A 20641-nucleotide genomic window follows, 5' to 3' on the forward strand; every position below is an offset into this window, starting at 1 on the left:
GCTTTTAGCTAATGGCTTTTGACCTTTAGCGTGTTGAACTTCTTTTTTATTAGCTATTGGCTGTTGGCCTTTAGCTGTTGGCGCGTTAAGGATGGAGCAACTGTTGGAGCTCATCTTTGATAGCGACTTGCGAGAGCCTGACCCTTAAGGTAACGCCCTAGTTATTCTTTTAAACATCAAAATCAACTATTACTTTATCACTAGTTGGTACAGCTTGACAGCTGAGTACTAAATTTTGACTTACTTCTTTCTCGTCTAAGGCGTAGTTAATTTTCATTTCTACGGAACCTTCTTTAACCTCACACTTACAGGTACTGCAAACACCACCTTTGCAAGCAAAAGGTAAATCGGCTCCTGCGCCCAAAGCTGCATCAAGAATATTGTCGTATTCTTTGGTCATGGTGAACGAAAACTCTTTTCCACCATCTACAATGGTTATTTCTGTGCCTTCTACGTTTTGCTGGGCCAAACGTTCGGCTCTTTTTATATCTTCTTCTGAAAGTCCTGTTACGAACAATTCAAAATGCACTAAATCTTTTGGCAGACCTGCTTGTATTAGGTATTCGCTTACGTAATTTACCATTTTTTCTGGTCCGCAAAGAAAGACTTCGCTCGTATCTGGAATGTCTATAAAAGTTTTTGTCAATACTTGCATTTTCTCGTCATCAAAACGACCGTTAAACAATTCGATGTCGCGACGTTCTTTCGTTAAGAAATAATAGATTTCCAACCTGCCGAAATATCTATTTCTAAGTTGTTCCAGCTCTTCTTTAAAGATGATGGATTTTGCTGTTTTATTAACATAAAATAATTTACAAGTCGCATTTGGCTCTGCCTTGAGATGTGTTTTAATCATCGATAGTACTGGTGTGATACCGCTACCTGCTGCAAAAAAGAGGTAATTTTTTGAGGCTTCAGGATTTGTCTCAACGCCAAAATTACCGCTGGGAACCATCACTTCCATAATATCTCCAGATCGCAATTTTTCATTGACATAAGTAGAAAATTTACCTCCTGCAATTTGCTTTACAGCAACTTGCCATTGCTTGTCAATTGGACTCGAACATAATGAATATGATCGTCGAACATCTTCATCATTAATGATCGCTTTTAGTGTTAAATGCTGACCTTGGCTATAATTGAAAGCCTCTTGTAAATCTGTAGGAATATCGAAAGTAATGACCGAAGTATCGTCAGTTTCCTTATAGACATTCGCTACTTTTATATTGTGAAATTCTGCCATTTATATCTAAAAACATCCTTTTCCGAAGAAATAGAAATTATTGTAATTTGTTTACTTGTTTGATTTAAATGATTCTCTCTTTAGAAAAAACCATAAACTAACACTTGTTAGTTTACAATACAAAGATACAAATTTTTATTCTTAACTAATTGTTAATTCCCTCAATAAGGACTTGACTAAGATTAATTGCTAAATCGTTTGCGCTAAGATCTTCTTTTTTGGGAATCCACAGATAAAGCGAACGCAAGGTTGTGAGCATAGAAAACATAATAACTTCTGGATTGCTGTTTTTTATTTCTTCGGAAGAAATGCCTTGTGCAATAATATTAAGAAAATTAGCCTCGTATTCGTTTCTAAGTTTCAAATAGTAGTTCAATTTATCTTCTAAGTGCATCCAATCGTTGTTTAGCGAAGCCATACCATTTGTATTATTCGCTGTGATTCTAACGTGTAAATCGACAACCTTTTTTAGTTTTTGAATTGATGTGGTTTCTGAATTTACGATGTCGTTCATTCCGTCTGTAAATTCTTCAGCAATAGCAATAATGATGATTTTTAAAATTTCCTGCTTTGAGCTTATGTGGTTATACAGACTTGCTGCTTTCATTCCCATTGCTGTTGCAAGATCGCGCATGGTTACAGCGCTAAAGCCTTTTTCCTTGAAAAGTTTTGCAGCTGTTTTTATGATCTCGTCTTTTCGTGTTTCCTGTTTCATTTTCTTAACCTGCCCCTTTCCGAAGAAAAGAGAATCCATGTTTTAAAAATTTTTAATTTGATAGTTAATTTGTAAATTTAAACAAAAAGAAGCTATGGGATTTTTAAGTTTTATTTTTGGTGCCAAAAAGCGCCAGGTTGAAGACTATCTAAAGAATAACGCTGTGATTTTAGATGTGAGAACTCAGCAAGAATGGGATGCTGGACACATTGCAAATTCTGTACACATCCCTTTGAACGAGCTCAATGACCGTGTTGATGAAGTTAAGGCTCTAAACCAACCTATAATTGCTTGTTGTGCAAGTGGTGTGCGATCTGCGAAAGCTGCCAAATTTCTAAATCTTAACAATATTGAGGCGATTAATGGTGGTGGTTGGCTAAACGTAAAAAGTAGGTTATAAATTTAATTGCTGAAGTGCCTCTGAGGAATTGATAGGATTTTCGTTATACTCCAATGTCCAGCCCAAAGAATTGGTCAAGATGTAAAATTTTGCGAGCTCACTAATGAGTCGGTTTTTGGCATTTTTCTTTAAATCTGAATTTTCAATTTTTTTCATTAATTGATCATTCACCGTTTTTTTTATGGAGTTATAATCTTTAGCCTCAAATTGATTGAGAAAATCTGCCTGAACATCGTAATACTCAAAATCTGGATTTATTTTTATTTCTTCGGAAGGTATGCTTGTAATACGCAATGTTTTTGTCAATTCATCGATCTCATATTCAATCAAACTCAAATCATAACTCACGGTCACGTCTGCATTTACAACAACTAACGCTTTTTTCTCTACTTCGATGAAATTCCCAAAAATTGCCTTTGAATTCTTATAGCTAAATACTTGGCTAAAATGACCTTCGGTTACAATTAACTTTCCAACATTTTTTAAAGATTCTTGAATAAGCGCTGAGTTCTCTTGAAGCACAATTTTATCTTCATTTTTATCACTACAGTATTTAAAACTGATGAGCACTACTACTGTAATCAATATTCCGAAGACAACTTTTCTCATATGTTGGTTATTTCTTAAGTTCAAGTTTTTCAGCAAAATAATCGCAAAAATCTTTCATCGTTGCAGTCATTTTTTCGTCTTGCGTTGCTCTATGAAAGGTGTTGCTCATCTCTACCAAAGTTTGGTGAAAAAACTGTTTCATCTCATCTACTGGCATATCTTTGGTCCATAAATCGATGCGCAAGGTCTCCTTTGCCTTTGCATCCCAAACTGCTAGCATCATGGCTTTGGCTTCTTCATTTGAGATACCACCATCTTCTGCGGTCCAATTTAATTTTTCTGGTACTCGATTCTCGTCAAGCTCTACCGTTAATTCTATTTTTGATGTATGTTTATTAGCCATTATTTTGGTGGTTTGTAATTTGATTTGTTAAAAATTTCAATAGCGTCGGTTTGTAACATTTGTTCCAAGGAGACATCATTGCCTTTCATGTAAGACCTTACGATTTGCCAACCCATATATTGCCCTAGTCGACCTGGCGTTTGATTGTCTAATTCTAGATAAAATTTTGAAAATGGTGCATCGGCAATAAATCGCGCTGGAAAAGCGCTGTCTGTACTGTAGAGCATTTCATTTTCTACAAATTCTGTCCAGATCATATCTTCGTTTTCTTTTGCGAATTCCAATTGTTCTGGCTTATATCCAATTTTCTCAGCATCGGTTTTGAACGGAATCATTTTGTCTTTGAAGTAGAGTTGTTTCCCGAAGAAAATCATCTCATCCAAAAAGGTTTTTTTTGGGGATTGAAAGATTTGTTTTTCTGCATATGCCTTTGCCAGATCCACAACAATTTGAGATGGTTTCAAATTCTCTGCTATGTACTTTGGGAAACCACCATAAAATTCATGCTTTTCTCCCAAATAATTATCTATAGCAATCAAAACAATAGAATCTGTAACCGCTACCTTATCACGATATTGCACAAAATTTGTAAGGGTGATTACTCTGGGCTCAGAAAATGTCTTATCATAATATTTTAAATGCTGAAACAGTCTTTCTATATCCTCTGCAATGATTTGAAAATCTCCAAATTGCTTATCGGTTTCATTATTTAATGCTATTTGAAAGGAATCTGTCATCCTTTCAACCCACAAAGAATCTGGAACTCTGCTCGAAAACAAAAAAGGAAACGTGGTTTGTAAATTATTTAAATCACTTGGTTTTGCTTCTGCGAAAGCACGATCAAATCGTTCTATTTGGATGTCTGTTTGAATTTTAGCTATTTCTGTTTCTAAGGCATCTTCATTTTTACAACTAAAAATGGACAACAGAATAAGGAAATTTAGCGCTATTTTTTTCATCTATATAATTATCAAAAATTTATAAAGTAAAATACCTTTTACTAACGTGATTTCTGAACTTATCTTATTATTTTTGTTTAACAAAGGTACTATTCTTTCAATAAAAACTCATTAAAATGCAAACAGAAAAAGTTGTTGACTACATTGTAAACTGGTTAAAAGACTACGCTACTAAAGCTGGTGTAAATGGATTTGTTATTGGGATTTCCGGAGGGATAGATTCTGCAGTAACCTCAACACTTTGCGCTAAAACTGGGTTGGATTTGCTTTGTATTGAAATGCCTATCCATCAAGCTCCAAGTCATGTGAGTAGAGCCCAAGAACATATTATTCAACTAAAAAAACGTTTCCCAAATGTCAAGGATACCCGTGTTGACTTAACTCCTGTTTTTGAGGAATTCAAAACTGAAGTCTCATTAGAGGGAAAACAAGCTACGGTTGATATGGCTTTGGCTAATACCAGAGCACGATTAAGAATGACGACACTGTACTACCATGCGGGACTTTTAGGCCTTTTAGTCGCTGGAACTGGGAATAAAGTGGAAGATTTTGGCGTTGGATTTTATACTAAATATGGAGATGGTGGTGTTGATTTGAGTCCAATTGCAGATTTAATGAAATCTGAAGTCTATAAAATAGGTGAATTTTTAGAAGTTCCAGAATCTATTATGAAAGCTGCTCCCAGTGATGGATTATTTGGTGATGCTAGAAGTGATGAAGACCAAATTGGAGCTTCATATCCAGAACTGGAATGGGCTATGCAAATGAAAGATGCTGGAAAAACAGAAGCTGATTTTACGGGTAGAAAAAAGGAAGTTTTTAAAATATTTACACGATACAATAGGTCTAACAATCACAAAATGATAGCAATACCTGTTTGCGAAATTCCCAACAATTTAAAGTAAACTTTGAATTTTTGTGTGTAAAAAATCGTAAATGTTGATTTTTTTTTTATTTTTACAACTCAAATCTCCACATTCTTGAATTTATTTTGGGTAAGTTCTGGCGTTCTTTACTAACCAACCAATTAAACCTCATGTATCATGATTAAATTACTCGTGGTGGACAACCATCCAATTGTAACAACTGGATTTGAGTTACTGTTTCAAAACCACCCTGAAATTAAAGTGGTGGGTACTGTTTCGAGCGGTGTTGATATTTTCGAATTTGTAAGAAGACATACAGTAGATGTCATTATTTGTGAAATTGAACTACCTGAACTTAACGGTATTACAGCTTTAAGAGCTATCAAAAAAGAACATGGCTATATTAATATTATCATGTTTAGCTATCATCCTGAAGAAATTTATGCCATTAGCAGTATAAAGGCAGGAGCTTCTGGTTTTGTTTCAAAAACCGAATCGACAGATGTCATCATAAAAGCGATCAAACGTGCTCATTCTGGGGAGATTTATTTGAGCGACAAAATGTCTAAACATCTCAATTACAATGAAACCAAACAGTCTAAAACCAGAATTTACAAACGTTTATCTACAAGAGAAGTAGAGGTTTTAAAATTATTATCCTCTGGCAAAAAGAACAAAGAAATTGCCCAAGAACTTGATATAAACGAGAAAACGGTAAGTACCTATAAAGCTAGACTTTTCAAAAAATTAAACGTAACAAATCTCATAGATTTGGTAAATCAAGGAAAGCATATGGATTTAACCTAAAATTTACTTCCAACTACTTTTCCTAGTTTTCTAGAAAGCAGCATCTTTAATCCTAAATAATCTTTTACATCTTCTAAAATACCCCTAGAATTGGCGTTCTCACGCAATGTATCGCTTTGATATTGGGAGACCTTTTTATCAATCAAATAACAACGTAGTGTCAAGATGGTTTGCGTCACCAACTGTGAAATAGAGTGCAATTTTTCCTTCGGAATAATATTTTTGCGTTCCCAATCATGTAATCTATAACGCTCATCATTCATTAATATAGAGGTTACATCACTTGCCAATTCTTGATCTAAACGGTTTATGAAGTTTTTGAGCTCAAATTCCGGATCTTGATGAAGGTTATCTATAATTGTGTAATACAGTGATTTGAAGTTTGTATTTGTAAACTGCATTTCATCTTCCTGCAAGTCTAAATATATCTTCTCAAATACTTTTGCATTATGGGTTACTGGCTCTAACTGTAATTCTCCTTCTTCGGTTTCTTTAAGAACTAGATCTTCAAAATCTTCAGTTTCTGTTCCGTAGAGTAAAAGAATTTCTATTATTTTTCGCTCTAATTCAAATTGTAAGTCAACTTTTGGCGCTTTGACTTCAGGCTTTACAACTTGAAATGCTTTTTGCTCAGTTTTATAAGGTTTATTGGAGTCTTGCGCTGTCTTCTTATCTAATTGCGCCAATGTAGTAAACAGTACTTCCTCACTAATATCCATTATACGAGAGCATTCTTGGATATACACCTCTTTTTTAATCTGGTCTGGAATTTTTGCAATACTATTAACAATCTCCCTAATCGTTTCTGCTTTTTTTATAGGATCATTGTTGGCTTCTTTTACTAAAAGTGATGCCTTAAACTGAATGAAATCTTTTGAGTTATCGTTGAGATATTCTGTTAATTCATCAAGTGTGTTTTTCTTTGCAAAACTATCTGGATCTTCACCTTCGGGAAAACCACAAACTCTTACATTCATACCTTGCTCTAAGATAAGATCAATACCACGAATAGACGCCCTTATTCCTGCTGCATCACCATCAAAAAGCACAGTGATATTATTGGTCAACCTATTGACTAAACGAATCTGTTCTGGCGTTAAAGCAGTACCAGAAGAGGCAACCACATTTTTTATTCCTGTTTGATAAAACTGAATAACATCTGTATAACCTTCAACTAAATAGCAATTATCTTCTTTAGCGATAGATTGCTTTGCGTGGTAAATTCCGTAGAGAATTTTACTTTTATGATAGACTTCACTTTCTGGGGAATTGAGATATTTGGCTGCTTTTTTATCTGCTTTCAAAATACGCCCTCCGAAACCTAAAATACGTCCGCTCATACTGTGAATAGGAAACATGACGCGACCTTTAAAGCGATCGAATTTTTTATCTGTTTTTACAATAGAAAGTCCTGTTTTTTCAAGAAATTCTAATTGGTAACCTTGCTTTAACGCCTCATCTGTAAAGGCTTGCCAATCGTCTAAAGAATAACCCAAATTAAAGAGTTTAATGGTTTCATTTGTAAACCCACGCTCTTTAAAATAGCTTAAACCAATGGCTTGACCTTGATCTGTTTTAAAAAGAATACGCTCAAAATACTGTTTAGCAAACTCATTGACTAAGTACAAGCTTTCCCGCTCGTTGGCTTCCTGCTTTTGCTCATCGGTCTGTTCGGTCTCTTCGATTTCTATGTTGTACTTTTTTGCGAGGTATTTTATAGCTTCTGGATAGGTGAAGTGCTCGTGCTCCATTAAAAATGTGACTGCGTTGCCTCCTTTTCCGCTGGAAAAATCTTTCCAAATCTGTTTTACTGGAGATACCATGAAACTTGGTGAGCGTTCATCACTAAATGGACTCAACCCCTTAAAATTACTTCCAGACTTTTTTAATTGCACAAAATCACCAATAACCTCCTCAACGCGAGCGGTTTCAAATACTTGTTCTATGGTGGATTTTGATATCAATTTCAGAAATAATTATGGACTGTAAATGTAAAAAAAAAGCTCCACTACATATGTAATTGGAGCTTTTAATTGGATATATAATTAGACTAATCCAAATCGAATCTAAACCCTAATGAAAGGTTATGTTGATCATTTGATTGATTTTCAAATAGCGGATTTAAATCATATTTTGCATAAATACCTATACCTACATAACCAACATAGGCACTTACACCGTACACAAAAGGCGTGGCGTTATAATCACGTCTTATTTTTTGTTTTATGTTTTCTCCATCTTCTTCAAATCTCAATTTTTGTTGTGTCCCAATATTGAAACCTGCATACCCACCAATACCTATTTTGAAACGATTTGTCGTGCTATATCTAAAATAATCATCTCGCTCTATTTTTTTTGATGGGCCAAATTCAAAATGTACTGGCACTACTAAGTTTGTAAATCGTATTTGTGATTCTTTAAGATTAACCGGAAACACCTCTGATGTGGTTATATTGCCATCTTGAACAAAGTAGCGATTGCCTTTGGATGTTAATTTATTCCATTGAAAAGAAAATCCATATTTTAAACGTGCTGCATTGGATTCTTTAAATAATCTTGTTTTCCAGGCAAATCCCAATTCCACAAAGCCAGAACCTAAAAACAAATAGTCATCGCCAATTTTTTGACCGTCACCAATGGCATTATTAAAACCTGCTGCTAAAACTAAATCACTAGTAGTGCGCTTGTCATATTTTTTTGGTTTGTTTTTTTGATTAAATGTTATACCGCTGAATCCACCTGAAGTACTAAAACCGATACTTAAATTATCTTTATCGCCATCATTGTAATAAGCATCATTTCGCTCTAATAAAGAAATCTTATTATCAATAATTGCGATACGGTTTTCAATATTTAAAGCACGTTTTTTTGCAGCTTCTTTTTTTAAATTCTCAGCTTGTTCATTGGATATTTCGCCATTTTCTAATCTATCATTAATTTTTTCTACTTCTAATTTTAAGAATTCACGTTCTTCATTTTCAATAGTTGTTTTGAGTTCAACCAGCCTCTCTATTTGAAGTGCGCTTTCTCGAAATGGAACTGTTGTGTTTGTAGAATCTTTTTGTGTTTCTTGTGCTGTTAAGTTGCTTACAATCAAGCATAGGAATAGTAGCACTACTGTTTTTGTGATAGTGTTCATAATGTTAATTTTAAAATTGATGATACGTTTTAATCTCAATTTCTCAAATGAGATGCTCTTGTTAAGAGACTTTAATTATTGCGCTCAACCAGTGCAGATTTCACTGTTTTGAAACTAGATTTTAAACCTTCAAATACTTTAGACCTAAACGATTGCTGTAAATCATCTTCAACGTCTTGAAGTAGTGCATCTGCATTTACAGTTCGTGTAGTTTCGTTATATATTCGTTCTCTTAAAATTTCTCTTTCGGCTTGTTTCAACAAGTTTTCGATTTCTGCATCTGTAACCGTTCCATTTTCAATCTCTAGCTTTTTAATTTCATTCACGACCTCAACTACTTTTGCTTTTTCAAATGTTAGCGTATTAATTGATTGTTCTTTTCTATTTGAACTGGTAGTGTTTTCAACCACTGCTTTATTTAACTTTTCTTGATTATTAGCATTGGTTGAATATGGTGTTTCAATCACAAGATCGTCTTCTGTTTTTATTGTTTTCTTGCTATTTGAAGCTACGTTTTGTTCGTTTTTGATTGATGACTTAAATTGATTACTCTCTTTTTTCTCTTTGGTTTCTTCGGAAATATCTTCGGAATTCACGGTTGCCACTTCCACTTTTGGAATTTCATTTAATTCTTTTGATTCTAATTTGTTTTTAGAGTCATTAGCTTGGGTTTCTACTATTTTTGGCTCGCCTGGTTGATTTTCCGAAGCATTAAAAATTATCGTAGTTACCAATAAAACGCCTACAATACTTGCTGCTATGCCTATATAAAAAAACAAGCCTCTTCTATTGCTTTTATCATTTTGGTTAAGATCTGCAGATAATTTATCCCAAGCACCAGTTGAGGGCTGGATTGTTCTTTTCTCTAACTTATTTTTTATATTTTCCTCAAATTTAATTGGTGCCATAACTTGTTTTATTTATGTCTTTTATCTTTTTCTGAAGCATTTGTCGTGCTTTGAATAATTGCGATTTGGATGTGCCTTGGGAGATATTTAAAATCTCTGCAATTTCATTATGCTTATAGCCTTCAATCGCGTACATGACAAATACCATTTTATAACCTTCGGGAAGTTCGTCAATAAGCTGCTGAATTTGGGCAACTTCAATTTGCGAGTCTACATTATTGTATTGTTCTTGCGTGATTGGCTCATCTTCAACCGAAAATTCTACGTTTTTCTCTTGTCTTAAGAATGAAATCGATTCCCTTACCATTATGCGTCTTAACCAACCTTCAAAGCTACCTTCGTTTTTAAACTTATTGAGATTTGTAAAGGCTTTGAAGAATCCTTTTAGCATCACAGACTCCGCATTTTGGATATCTTTTATATAATAGCGACAAATGCTAAGCATTTTTGGCGCATGAATTTCAAACAAGGTATGCTGAGCATCACGTTTGCCTTTTGCTGCTTTTTTTATGAGCGTCGTATTATTTTTATGATGTAATTGAATTACTTTCAAAATAACTTTGGTTTGGTCTTCTATTTATAAAGACGCAATTATTACATAAATGGTTGCCTGAGATTTGAAATATTTTTTAAGTTATTGAAAATTAGACAGATAATTTTTATTTTTTTCTATCAATAACATAATTTACCATTATTTCCAGTGCTGTTTTGTATTGGGATTCGGGATATGTATTTAATATGGTTAACGCTTCTGCCTGAAATTCCTTCATTTTATTAATGGCGTAGTCCAAACCGTTATTGGCTTTCACAAAAGCGATAACTTCTTTTACTCGTTTTTTATCTTTGTTGTGATTCTTAACTGAATTTATAAGCCAAGATTTTTCTTTTTTGGTGCAATTGTTCAGAACGTGAATAAGAGGAAGTGTCATTTTCTGTTCTTTTATGTCTATTCCTGTGGGTTTCCCTATGGCTTCATTTCCGTAGTCAAAAAGATCATCCTTAATTTGAAATGCCATTCCAATAAGCTCTCCAAATTTACGCATAGACTCTACGTGATCTGAATTTGGCTTTACCGAAGCTGCTCCCAAACTACAACATGCAGCGATTAAGGTTGCAGTTTTTTGTCTAATTATATCGTAATAAACCTCCTCTGTAATATCGAGCTGTCTCGCTTTTTCGATTTGAAGTAACTCCCCTTCGCTCATCTCTCTCACTGCTACCGAGATGATTTTGAGCAAATCGAAATCATTATTATCTATTGAAAGTAACAAGCCTTTAGACAGTAAATAATCGCCAATTAGTACTGCGATTTTATTTTTCCAAAGTGCATTAATAGAGAAAAAACCACGTCTACGGTTGCTATCGTCAACCACATCATCGTGAACTAAAGTTGCTGTATGAATCAACTCAATTACTGAAGCGCCTCTATAGGTTCGTTCACTTACCTGCCCATTATCAACCATTTTTGCCACTAAAAAAACAAACATTGGTCGCATTTGCTTCCCTTTACGGTTAACAATATAATGTGTAATACGATTTAATAAAGCAACTTTACTTGACATAGAAAGAAGGAACTTTTGCTCGAAAAGCTCCATCTCATATGCGATGGGTTGTTTTATTTGTTCGGTAATTTTCAAGTATTAATAGTTTGTTGAGTTGATATTGCAAAATTACTAATTAACTACTTAAGGTTTTGATTAAGTAACAATAAATAGTTAAATCTTATTTTAGGTTTAACGCTCTAGACATTTTTTTTTACCTTTAATTATTAATTAATTTAAAATCCGAACAATTATGAAAAAAATTACTTTATTATTTTTAATGTTTTTAGCATTTACCTTTGGTAATGCTCAAGAAACAATCTCTTTTGAAGCGCCAGCATACACTCTTGGAGATATTAATGCTCAAAATGGTTGGTTTGTTACCGGTTGTGGAGTTGGATGCTTTATATCTAATCAAGTCGTTTCTAGTGAACAATCAACAGATGGAACCGCTTCTCTAAAGATAGCTCCGGATCCTGCTTTTGGAAATACATTTGGAGCAATATTTGGAGGTTTTTATGATTTTGCTTTACCAATAGATTTTACAGATGCTACCTTTTCATATGATGTGCGTATCACTCAACAAGATGCGAATAGCTCAGATTTTAGATTTGGTGTCACTGGAGAGGACGCTATGGGTGATTTGTTTTTTACATTCCTCATCGATTTTGATTTTGAAGGTAATATCAAAATTGCTGACGCAACAGGAGCTTTTCAAAACGTTGGAACTTGGTCTGTAGATACTTGGTATAATGTTAGAGCTGAAACTACCGGATCTAATATTGTTTATTTTGTAGACGATGTTCAAGTTGGGACATCTATATTATTAAATGATTTTGATTTTACTGGACTTAGATTTGTACATGATAACTTTGGTGGAGAAGGGTACTTAGACAATCTTAGAATTAATGATGAAGATTTATCAGTAAGTGAATTTTCAATCAATTCTTTCACTCATTTTTACAACACCGAAAGCAAGGAATTAAAATTGAATTCTCCACAAAATAATCTGAGTACTTTAGAGATTTACGATGTTCTTGGAAAAAATATCTTTAACCAAAATTTAAATGGTAATGAAGATTCCGTTGAATTATCACAATTAAAGAATGGTATCTATTTAGCAAGAGTAAGTACGGAAAACGGTATCAAAACTCTAAAGTTTATCAAGAGCTAAACACTTTTATTTTATAAAAAAAGCGACCAATTGGTCGCTTTTTTTATGTCTTATTTGCCAATTGCCCACAAGCTGCATCAATATCTTTACCTCGTGAACGTCTCACCGTAACTGTAATATTGTTAGCCTCTAGCATGCTCACATACATATCGATCGCTTTTGAACTTGCTTGTTGAAATTCGCCATCATCAATTGGGTTATACTCGATAAGATTGACTTTACTCGGTGCAAATTTGCAGAATGTAATCAAAGCCTCAACATCCTTTTCTATGTCATTGATACCATCCCAAACGACATACTCGTAAGTAATTCGGTTTTTGTCTTTTCGTACCAATATTCTAAAGATTCTCTTAGATCTGCCAATGGAAATGTCGCATTAAATGGCATTATCGATGTACGAATCTCATCAATTGCAGAGTGCAATGATACCGCAAGCTTAAACTTGACCTCATCATCTGCCATTTTTTTTATCATCTTGGGCACGCCAGAGGTGGAGACCACAATTCGCTTTGGCGACATTGCCAAACCATCTGGAGATGTTATTTTATCTATTGCTTTTAAAACGTTATTATAATTCATGAGCGGTTCTCCCATACCCATAAATACAATATTGCTCAATGGCCTATTATGGTACAGGCGACTTTCATTGTCTATTGCAACAACTTGATCATAGATTTCATCTGAATTGAGGTTGCGCATTCTTTTTAATCTAGAAGTTGCGCAGAATCTACAATCTAAACTACAGCCAACTTGACTTGACACACAGGCAGTAGTTCGGTTTTTTGCTGGAATCAAAACAGACTCTACAATTAAGCCATCATGTAATCTTACCGCATTTTTAATCGTACCGTCACTACTTTTTTGCATTTGGTCAACTTTGATATGGTTGATCACAAAATTATTTTGAAGCATCTCTCTTGTTTCTTTTGAGATATTGGTCATATCCTCAAAAGAATGAGCACCTTTACCCCACAACCATTCATAGACTTGATTTCCTCGGAAGGCTTGATCACCTTCTTTGACAAAAAAATCTCTCAATTGCTCTTTGGTTAATGCCCTTACGTCTTTCTTTTTATCTTTCATAACTCTTTGCAAAAGTAATCAAACCAATTTCTCTGCTTAAGATTTGATCTCAAAGTTTTAAAATTTCCGAAGCAAAAAAAAGCCTTATTATTACATAAGGCTTCATTTTATTATTCAATAGCTAAAATTATATGATAAGCATTGCATCTCCATAGGTGTAAAAACGATATTTTTCCTTAACCGCTTCTTCGTAAGCTTTTTTCATAAAATCGTGTCCTGCAAATGCTGAAACCATCATCAATAAGGTTGATTTTGGAGTATGAAAGTTTGTAATCATACTATTTGCGATACTAAACTCATATGGAGGGAAAATAAATTTATTGGTCCATCCACTATATTCATTTAATGTTCCGCTCGACGAGACACAACTTTCTATAGCGCGCATCGCAGTGGTACCAACCGCACAAACGCGTTTTTTATGAACTTTCGCGTCATTGATGATATCTGTAGCTGGCTTAGTTACAAAAATCTCTTCACTATCCATTTTGTGCTTAGATAAATCTTCAACTTCAACAGGGTTAAATGTACCTAAACCAACGTGGAGTGTTACTTCTGGTAATTCTACACCCTTAATTTCTAAACGCTTAAGTAAGTGTTTTGAAAAATGTAATCCCGCTGTTGGAGCTGCAACTGCACCTTCATTTTTAGCAAATATAGTTTGGTAACGCTCTTCATCTTCTGGCTCTACCTCTCTTTGAATATACTTTGGCAAAGGAGTTTCACCTAGCTCTGTCAATTTTCTTCTAAATTCATGGTAAGACCCATCGTATAAAAAACGTAAAGTTCTACCTCTTGAGGTTGTGTTATCAATAACCTCTGCTACTAAGGTTTCATCATCACCAAAATATAGTTTATTACCAATTCTAATTTTACGTGCTGGATCTACCAAAACATCCCAAAGACGTTGCTCTTCATTCAATTCTCTAAGTAAGAACACTTCAATTCTTGCACCTGTCTTTTCTTTATTACCAAATAAACGTGCTGGAAAAACTTTAGTATTATTTAAAATCATCACATCACCTTCATCAAAATAATCGATAATATCCTTAAATAATTTGTGCTCGATTGTTTGTTTCTCTCTATTGAGAACCATTAAACGCGATTCGTCTCTATTCTCGGTAGGACGTTCTGCTAACAATTCATCTGGTAGATCAAAACTAAAGTGTGATAATTTCATGTGTATATTTTTTTTTACAAGGTGCAAATATACAATCTCAACATAGGGGTTGTCAAGTAAAACGCAGTATTTATTTAGAAAATTTAAAACCTAGGTTTTTTAAATCATCCCAAAACGTAGGATATGATTTAGAAACTACCATATAATCCTCAATTTCTAAATTGGTTTTTAAACCCAAAGGTGCAAATGCCATTGCCATTCTATGATCGTTATATGTAGCAATAACAACATTTTCTCTTAGTTGTGACGCTTTATATAAAGTCAAAGACTCTTCAGTAATGTCAACTTCAGCTCCAAATTTTTGAAGTTCATTTTGAAGTGCGACCAATCTATCGGTTTCTTTGATTTTTAAAGTATGCAAACCTGTAAGATGGCACTTTATGCCCAATCCCAAACAGGTTACCGCAATAGTTTGAGCAATATCTGGAGAATTATTGAGCTGAAATTCTACAATTTCAGCTACTTCTTTAGATGTTTTTTTCAATGCTATTGAATTTCCGAAGAAAACCGTTTCTACTCCAAATGATGCATAAATTTCTGCCAAAACCGAATCGCCTTGTAATGATTCCTTTTTATAAGAGGATAATTCGATTTGAGTGTCCACAGGACTTAAAGCTACAATGCTGTAAAAATAAGATGCTGAAGACCAATCTGATTCAACAGTTAATTTCTTGTTTTTTAAACTTTCCTTTTTAGGCTTCACCTCAATAACCTGTTCATTAAAAGTTGTTTCAATTGCAACTTGACGCAATAAATCAAGCGTCATATTGATATAGGGAACAGATGTCATTTCACCTTCGAGAGTTAAAATCAATCCGTTTTCTAAACGAGAAGCTATTAGAATTAATGCGGAAATGTACTGACTACTAACATTGGCATTCAATCTCACATGTTGCCTCGTTAACCTCTTACCCTTAATTTGTATTGGCGGGCAACCAGCAGTTTCCAAATACGAAATATCTGCACCCAAATCATTCAGCGCATCCACTAAAATTTTAATTGGTCGCTCTTTCATTCTTGCTGAACCCGTGAGCACAACTTCCCGACCTTCATTGCTCGCAAAATAGGCTGTTAAAAAACGCATTGCGGTGCCTGCGTGATGAATGTCTATTACTTTTTCTTCGGAAGCTAAAGCCTTTTGCATCACTTTAGAATCATCGGAATTTGATACATTTTCAATTTCCAGTTCTGGGTAAAGCGCCTTTAACAATAACAATCTATTGGATTCGCTCTTAGAGCCCGTAATCGTAATTTTTGATTGTTTTACAATACTGGATTTTTCGATTTTAACTGTCATAAAAGAAATCTTGCCATTGAGTCAAGCTCTATGGAGAATTGGAAGTTTATTTTAATTTTTCATTATTTTGATGCCTATCGTGATCTCGCTTAGTTTTCAAATCTAGTTTTTTATCAAAGGCACTTTGCAAATCAATACCTGTTTGATTTGCCAAGCATAAAACTACAAAAACCACATCTGCCAACTCCTCTCCTAAGTCTTTATTTTTATCACTTTCTTTTTCGCTTTGCTCACCGTAACGTCTTGCAATTATTCGTGCAACTTCACCAACTTCTTCGGTAAGTTGAGCCATATTTGTAAGTTCGTTAAAATATCTTACTCCATGTTCTTTAATCCATTTGTCTACTTCTAGTTGGGCGTTTTTAATATTCATATCAAATTCTTTTAAGCACTATTTTTTCACTTTCTTTTTCAATTGCTTGAGCAAAAAAGCTTTTGAAAAACTTATAATTTTCTGGATTAATAAATGATGTATTTATCTTTAATTCTATAACTAATTGTAAAAACCTTCCGTTTTGATTAATAAGATACTTGAATTCTCCTTTTTCATTAGCAAAATCCAACGCTTGATTTACTGGCAAGGTCTCTACTTCATAACCTTCGGGCAATATAATATTGACCATATATTTGTCTGACATTGGATGCACCAAATCTAACGGGAATTTTCTTTCTTCTTGTTTAAAAGGGTTCTCTTGGGTACTTAGAAACAGTAATGGAGAGAAGTAAAGTTTATCACCAATTTCTTCTAAAGCATCATCCATTTTATAATCATAGGTGATAATAATTGGTTGTTGTAAATTACCTTTACCATCTACTTCCAGATTAGAAATTAGTAAGTCTCCTTTATCTTTTTCTAATGTTTTAATATATGTTTCATCACTAGCATCGCCATATTTATCTCTATGTCTTTTAGCGACGTAATCATATTTTTGAGATCGTACTTTTCCTTCCGCAGAAAAATCAGGATTTAGTTTTGCATTCAAAACGATGACATCTTTAGATAACTCTCTTGGTGTGAGATCAATCCATGTTGAACTTCCACTTTCTCTAATTACTCTACCTTGCCAATTCAAATCACGAACTGGGAGTGTATTGAAGGTTGCGTTCTCATCTGTAGCATCTAACAATGATATAATATCTTCGTCTTCTATAAAACAAATAACATAATTAAAGCCTTGTCTCGTTGGAAATAATGGAATACCATTACTTTTTGTACTGATTAAAACAGGGTTTGCAGTTATGTTTGCATATCTAAGCATAGATACCAGCATTAAATTGATGTCTGCAACATTGCCAACTCCATCCTTATAAGCTTTTCTAACACCTGCATCTGTTGAAAACCCGTAATATCCATTCCATTTTACTTTAGATTTTACAAAATTATAAATTGCAAAAGCCTTTTGCCCATTAGTTTCCAAATTACTAATTAACGCATCAATATCATTTTCATAATATCCTGATTTATCAAGTTGGTTACCAAAATCATCTGACTCGTAAATAGTTTTGGTCACAGCATCCCAAGAGTTAGAAAGGTTTTTATAAGGCTCATTAGGGTATTTTATTGCGGTAAGTTCTAGTTCTAATTTTGCTTGGTAGTTTTCTAAATTATCGATAAATGGCTCATCTTTAAGCGCAGGTATATCTGTTTCATTAACGTTAATTACTTTTTCATTAATTGAAACTTGAGAAACAGATGTATTTGTTCTTCTATTGAAAACGTTCTTAGAAACATTAGTATTTGTAAAGGATTCATTTCGTGTTGATGTTGATTCTTCAATAGTTGGTAAATATGAAGTGCGTGGATTCAATACTTTATTGTAAATAAAATACTCTGGAGTTTTTACCTGTACTTCTAATACATTAATAGGTATCATATATTGAAGATCTATATCATCTATTGCCAAATATGGAGAAGAAATCTCATAAGTAAACTCTACGACACAACCTTCTTTAATATTAGGCATTGTAAATGTTTTTGCCTTCCAAAATTTATTAACTTCTTCATCGAAGATACCGTCATTTTTAAGCTTATCATCTTCTACTTTACCATCAATTAAATTGTAGGTGTAAGCTTTTAATCTATATAAATCTTCGCTGTCTGCACCAGATTTATTATAAAGTCTTATTTTTTTAGTGGCCCAATCAAAACCTTCTTTATTATATATTTTAATACGTTCGTGTATGGTTCTTAATTGAATAAAACCTTCTCCTTTTTGATAATCAAACCTTACAGATTCTCTTTTGAATAAAACAGCAGCATTTGCAGATGGATCTTTTGGATGAACTTTTTCGGCAAGTTCTGCCTTAGATACTTTACCGAATTTAAAATTTTGAGATTGAATGTTAAATGACAGTAAAAGGACTAGTAAGGTAATTGAAATTCTCATAAGTTAGGATTTAGAAATTAAGGCGATTTTAGATTTGTCATGCTTTACCATTGAGGACATAAATTCTCTAAATTCTTTATATTCTTCTTTTGTATAAACACCTTTATTTAAAATTTGTGTTCTTTTGTAAAGCAGTTGGTTATTAGATAGTTTTTCAATTGAAAATGAATAGCTCCCAAATTTATTGCTTATATCAATTGCATTTGGCATAGCTTCTACCTCAAAACTTGGATCTATAGTGATAACAAATTCATCTTTATCCACATAGCCTCTATCTATTTCAAAATCCAGAGTTCTTTTACTATACCGTGTTGGAATACGTGTAACTCTATTGAATGCATTGGGTTGAAATAGTAGTCGTTTACCGCTTTTTGTTGCAAAACTTTTTGCTGAAACTTTTAAATTTTCAGTAAAAACAATAGCCTCTTTATCGTTATTAAAAGTTATATTTTCTACGGAAAGGTTATTTAAATAATCCCAATAGTCTTTAAAATAAAGCTTTTGATCTCTAAAGGTTTGATTTTGGATACCTTCATGCAAAGCATACTGAAAACCATGAGTTTTAATTGTAACATCTGCAGATAGTAATCCATCTTGGGCAATTTTGATTTCTGCATTAGTTTGCTGCAAATTTTCTTCTGTTTGGTATATCGTAGTATGAATTATTTTACCACCTTGAGGCGTGATGAGCAATGCATCTCTATCATCTGTAAAACCAGCTATAAAGCCAAAAGGATTGGTTTGACTGGTACACTCTAACCAAATATCCTTTTCTACATTTGGTATGCACAATACTGCGTGATTGCCTTCTGTAGCAGAGAAATCTGTATCAAAACTTGTGATATCCCGACTTCCATAAATTACTGCATAATGGGATTCTACTCCAACTTCATCTAAAAGTGCTTTTGTATAGTTAGACAACCCTTTACAGTCTGCATAACCTAAACGTTCTACATCGCCAGCCAACATTGGTTTCCATCCACCTATACCAACTTGAACACTAATATATCTGGTTTTTTCCTGCATGTAATTGTAAACTATTTTTGCTTTTTCTAAATCTGTTGAAGCATCTTTAGTAAGTAACTTAATTTGCTCTTTAACAGTTTCTGGAATTACCTCTGTACCTAATAATAGTTTATCATGCATCCATTTCCCAAAATCTTCCCAATTGTTATTTACACCTTTCACGCCTTCCATATCAAAATCAATCAAAGCTGCCCTCACTAAAGGCGCATAATTTTTGAAAGCACGACTATAAGCTTCTGGTTTAATAGATTTTAAGTCTTGGGCTTTAAAATGTAAATCACTGAGTTCTTCAATATTATAATTCTCTAGATTATTGGTTTTGATTTTAATTTTCGTTTCAGAATTATTGACAATCTTATATTCAGAATTTTCAGTACTCACATAAAAACCCTCAATTGGGCTCCAAGATGGTACAAAAGCTGTGCTTTTAAAATTAATTTCGGTTTCTAAAACTATAGTGTAAGGATAATTTATTGGAGTATAATTAAGATATTTTAATCTATTGTCTGAGTAAAGCGTTCCTCCACTTACAGCACTTACATCTTCAAAATCCTTTTCTTTGAATTTTTTAATCTGTTCACCGTTACTATCATAAATGATTGCTTCTAATTTTTTTATGCGTCTGTTCTCATCATAATGAACATAAGAGCCTTGATCTGATATTCCATTTTCGTTATAAACCGTAACAATACGTTTATTGTGATAATCTAGATCATTATAACTATTAACCTCTATGAGTGTATTATTATACCTTATAACTGCATTGGCTTTCATTCTCAAATCTAAGGGAACTGAAGATGAGTTTAGCAAATCTTCATTTTGAGAAAAAGAAAATATAGGTACTAATATCGATAGGACGATTAGGTAATATTTACAGGGCATTTGTAGAGTTTTAGTTAAGCGGAAAATCAAATATAATTTTTTTTGATTAACCAATTGTGTAAAAAAACGTAAATCAGAAAAAATT

19 protein-coding genes and 1 pseudogene are annotated in these 20641 nt (G+C 33.5%); 4 read left to right on the forward strand and 16 right to left on the reverse strand.

Annotated features, from left to right (window positions below; all coding sequences use genetic code 11):
• Window positions 1-169: 169 nt before the first annotated feature.
• Together GQ40_RS10405 and GQ40_RS10410 are read right to left on the reverse strand one after the other, a co-directional pair.
• A complete protein-coding gene (locus tag GQ40_RS10405) occupies window positions 170-1243 on the reverse strand; it encodes a 2Fe-2S iron-sulfur cluster-binding protein (RefSeq protein ID WP_047548002.1) in 1074 nt (357 codons plus the stop codon).
• Window positions 1244-1388: 145 nt separating this feature from the next.
• On the reverse strand, window positions 1389-1958 hold the full coding sequence (locus tag GQ40_RS10410) for a TetR/AcrR family transcriptional regulator (protein ID WP_047551848.1): 570 nt from the start codon (window positions 1956-1958) through the stop codon (window positions 1389-1391).
• Between the two features lie 94 nt (window positions 1959-2052).
• Here GQ40_RS10410 and GQ40_RS10415 point away from each other — a divergent pair, with 94 nt between their 5' ends.
• Window positions 2053-2358 (forward strand): rhodanese-like domain-containing protein, encoded by a 306-nt coding sequence (locus tag GQ40_RS10415; RefSeq protein ID WP_047548003.1) that lies wholly within the window; start codon window positions 2053-2055, stop codon window positions 2356-2358.
• On the opposite strand, the gene GQ40_RS10420 is transcribed toward GQ40_RS10415, so the two are convergent.
• The 3 genes from GQ40_RS10420 to gldB are packed head-to-tail and all read right to left on the reverse strand — an operon-like array spanning window position 2353 to window position 4269.
• Window positions 2353-2967, reverse strand: a complete 615-nt coding sequence (locus tag GQ40_RS10420; protein ID WP_047551850.1) for a DUF4230 domain-containing protein — start codon at window positions 2965-2967, stop codon at window positions 2353-2355. The two genes, GQ40_RS10415 and GQ40_RS10420, sit on opposite strands and share 6 nt — an antisense overlap.
• Before the next feature lie 7 nt (window positions 2968-2974).
• Window positions 2975-3310, reverse strand: a complete 336-nt coding sequence (gldC, locus tag GQ40_RS10425; protein ID WP_047548004.1) for a gliding motility protein GldC — start codon at window positions 3308-3310, stop codon at window positions 2975-2977.
• The gene (gene gldB / locus GQ40_RS10430; protein ID WP_047548005.1) at window positions 3310-4269 is read right to left on the reverse strand and encodes a gliding motility lipoprotein GldB; all 960 of its coding nucleotides are present in this window, start codon (window positions 4267-4269) and stop codon (window positions 3310-3312) included. Before gldB ends, gldC begins: the two co-directional genes overlap by 1 nt.
• Before the next feature lie 116 nt (window positions 4270-4385).
• Here gldB and nadE point away from each other — a divergent pair, with 116 nt between their 5' ends.
• The gene (gene nadE / locus GQ40_RS10435) at window positions 4386-5174 is read left to right on the forward strand and encodes an NAD(+) synthase (RefSeq protein WP_047548006.1); all 789 of its coding nucleotides are present in this window, start codon (window positions 4386-4388) and stop codon (window positions 5172-5174) included.
• Window positions 5175-5312: 138 nt separating this feature from the next.
• Window positions 5313-5942: a response regulator transcription factor gene (locus GQ40_RS10440; RefSeq protein WP_047548007.1), complete on the forward strand. Its 630-nt coding sequence runs from the start codon at window positions 5313-5315 to the stop codon at window positions 5940-5942.
• On the opposite strand, the gene dnaG is transcribed toward GQ40_RS10440, so the two are convergent.
• From dnaG to GQ40_RS10465, 5 genes are all read right to left on the reverse strand, one after another.
• The gene (gene dnaG / locus GQ40_RS10445; RefSeq protein ID WP_047548008.1) at window positions 5939-7906 is read right to left on the reverse strand and encodes a DNA primase; all 1968 of its coding nucleotides are present in this window, start codon (window positions 7904-7906) and stop codon (window positions 5939-5941) included. The genes GQ40_RS10440 and dnaG overlap by 4 nt on opposite strands.
• 86 nt (window positions 7907-7992) lie before the next feature.
• Window positions 7993-9081 (reverse strand): hypothetical protein, encoded by a 1089-nt coding sequence (locus GQ40_RS10450; RefSeq protein ID WP_047551852.1) that lies wholly within the window; start codon window positions 9079-9081, stop codon window positions 7993-7995.
• Between the two features lie 71 nt (window positions 9082-9152).
• Window positions 9153-9989 carry a hypothetical protein gene (locus tag GQ40_RS10455; protein WP_047548009.1) on the reverse strand — a complete coding sequence of 279 codons (837 nt, stop codon included), beginning with the start codon at window positions 9987-9989 and terminating at the stop codon, window positions 9153-9155.
• On the reverse strand, window positions 9976-10542 hold the full coding sequence (locus GQ40_RS10460; RefSeq protein WP_047548010.1) for an RNA polymerase sigma factor: 567 nt from the start codon (window positions 10540-10542) through the stop codon (window positions 9976-9978). Before GQ40_RS10460 ends, GQ40_RS10455 begins: the two co-directional genes overlap by 14 nt.
• Window positions 10543-10648: 106 nt before the next feature.
• Complete coding sequence (locus GQ40_RS10465; RefSeq protein WP_047548011.1) at window positions 10649-11626, reverse strand: polyprenyl synthetase family protein; 978 nt, start codon at window positions 11624-11626, stop codon at window positions 10649-10651.
• Window positions 11627-11783: 157 nt separating this feature from the next.
• On the opposite strand from GQ40_RS10465, the gene GQ40_RS10470 reads away from it, so the two are divergent.
• Window positions 11784-12704 (forward strand): T9SS type A sorting domain-containing protein, encoded by a 921-nt coding sequence (locus tag GQ40_RS10470; protein ID WP_047548012.1) that lies wholly within the window; start codon window positions 11784-11786, stop codon window positions 12702-12704.
• Between the two features lie 43 nt (window positions 12705-12747).
• On the opposite strand, the pseudogene rlmN reads toward GQ40_RS10470, so the two are convergent.
• The 6 genes and pseudogenes from rlmN to GQ40_RS10500 all read right to left on the reverse strand — a co-directional run bounded on the left by rlmN (window position 12748) and on the right by GQ40_RS10500 (window position 20556).
• Window positions 12748-13787: pseudogene (rlmN, locus tag GQ40_RS10475) on the reverse strand (23S rRNA (adenine(2503)-C(2))-methyltransferase RlmN).
• A gap of 127 nt (window positions 13788-13914) precedes the next feature.
• The gene (gene queA / locus GQ40_RS10480; RefSeq protein ID WP_047548013.1) at window positions 13915-14964 is read right to left on the reverse strand and encodes a tRNA preQ1(34) S-adenosylmethionine ribosyltransferase-isomerase QueA; all 1050 of its coding nucleotides are present in this window, start codon (window positions 14962-14964) and stop codon (window positions 13915-13917) included.
• A gap of 70 nt (window positions 14965-15034) precedes the next feature.
• Entirely contained in the window at window positions 15035-16261 is a 1227-nt protein-coding gene (locus GQ40_RS10485; RefSeq protein ID WP_047548014.1) for a 3-phosphoshikimate 1-carboxyvinyltransferase, read from the reverse strand.
• A gap of 46 nt (window positions 16262-16307) precedes the next feature.
• Window positions 16308-16634: a nucleotide pyrophosphohydrolase gene (locus GQ40_RS10490; protein ID WP_047548015.1), complete on the reverse strand. Its 327-nt coding sequence runs from the start codon at window positions 16632-16634 to the stop codon at window positions 16308-16310.
• Between the two features lies 1 nt (window position 16635).
• Complete coding sequence (locus GQ40_RS10495) at window positions 16636-18648, reverse strand: DUF3858 domain-containing protein (protein ID WP_047548016.1); 2013 nt, start codon at window positions 18646-18648, stop codon at window positions 16636-16638.
• A gap of 3 nt (window positions 18649-18651) precedes the next feature.
• Complete coding sequence (locus GQ40_RS10500; RefSeq protein WP_047548017.1) at window positions 18652-20556, reverse strand: DUF3857 domain-containing protein; 1905 nt, start codon at window positions 20554-20556, stop codon at window positions 18652-18654.
• Window positions 20557-20641: the final 85 nt, after the last annotated feature.

It is taken from the genome of Psychroserpens sp. Hel_I_66, from assembly GCF_000799465.1.
Taxonomy (GTDB): domain Bacteria; phylum Bacteroidota; class Bacteroidia; order Flavobacteriales; family Flavobacteriaceae; genus Psychroserpens.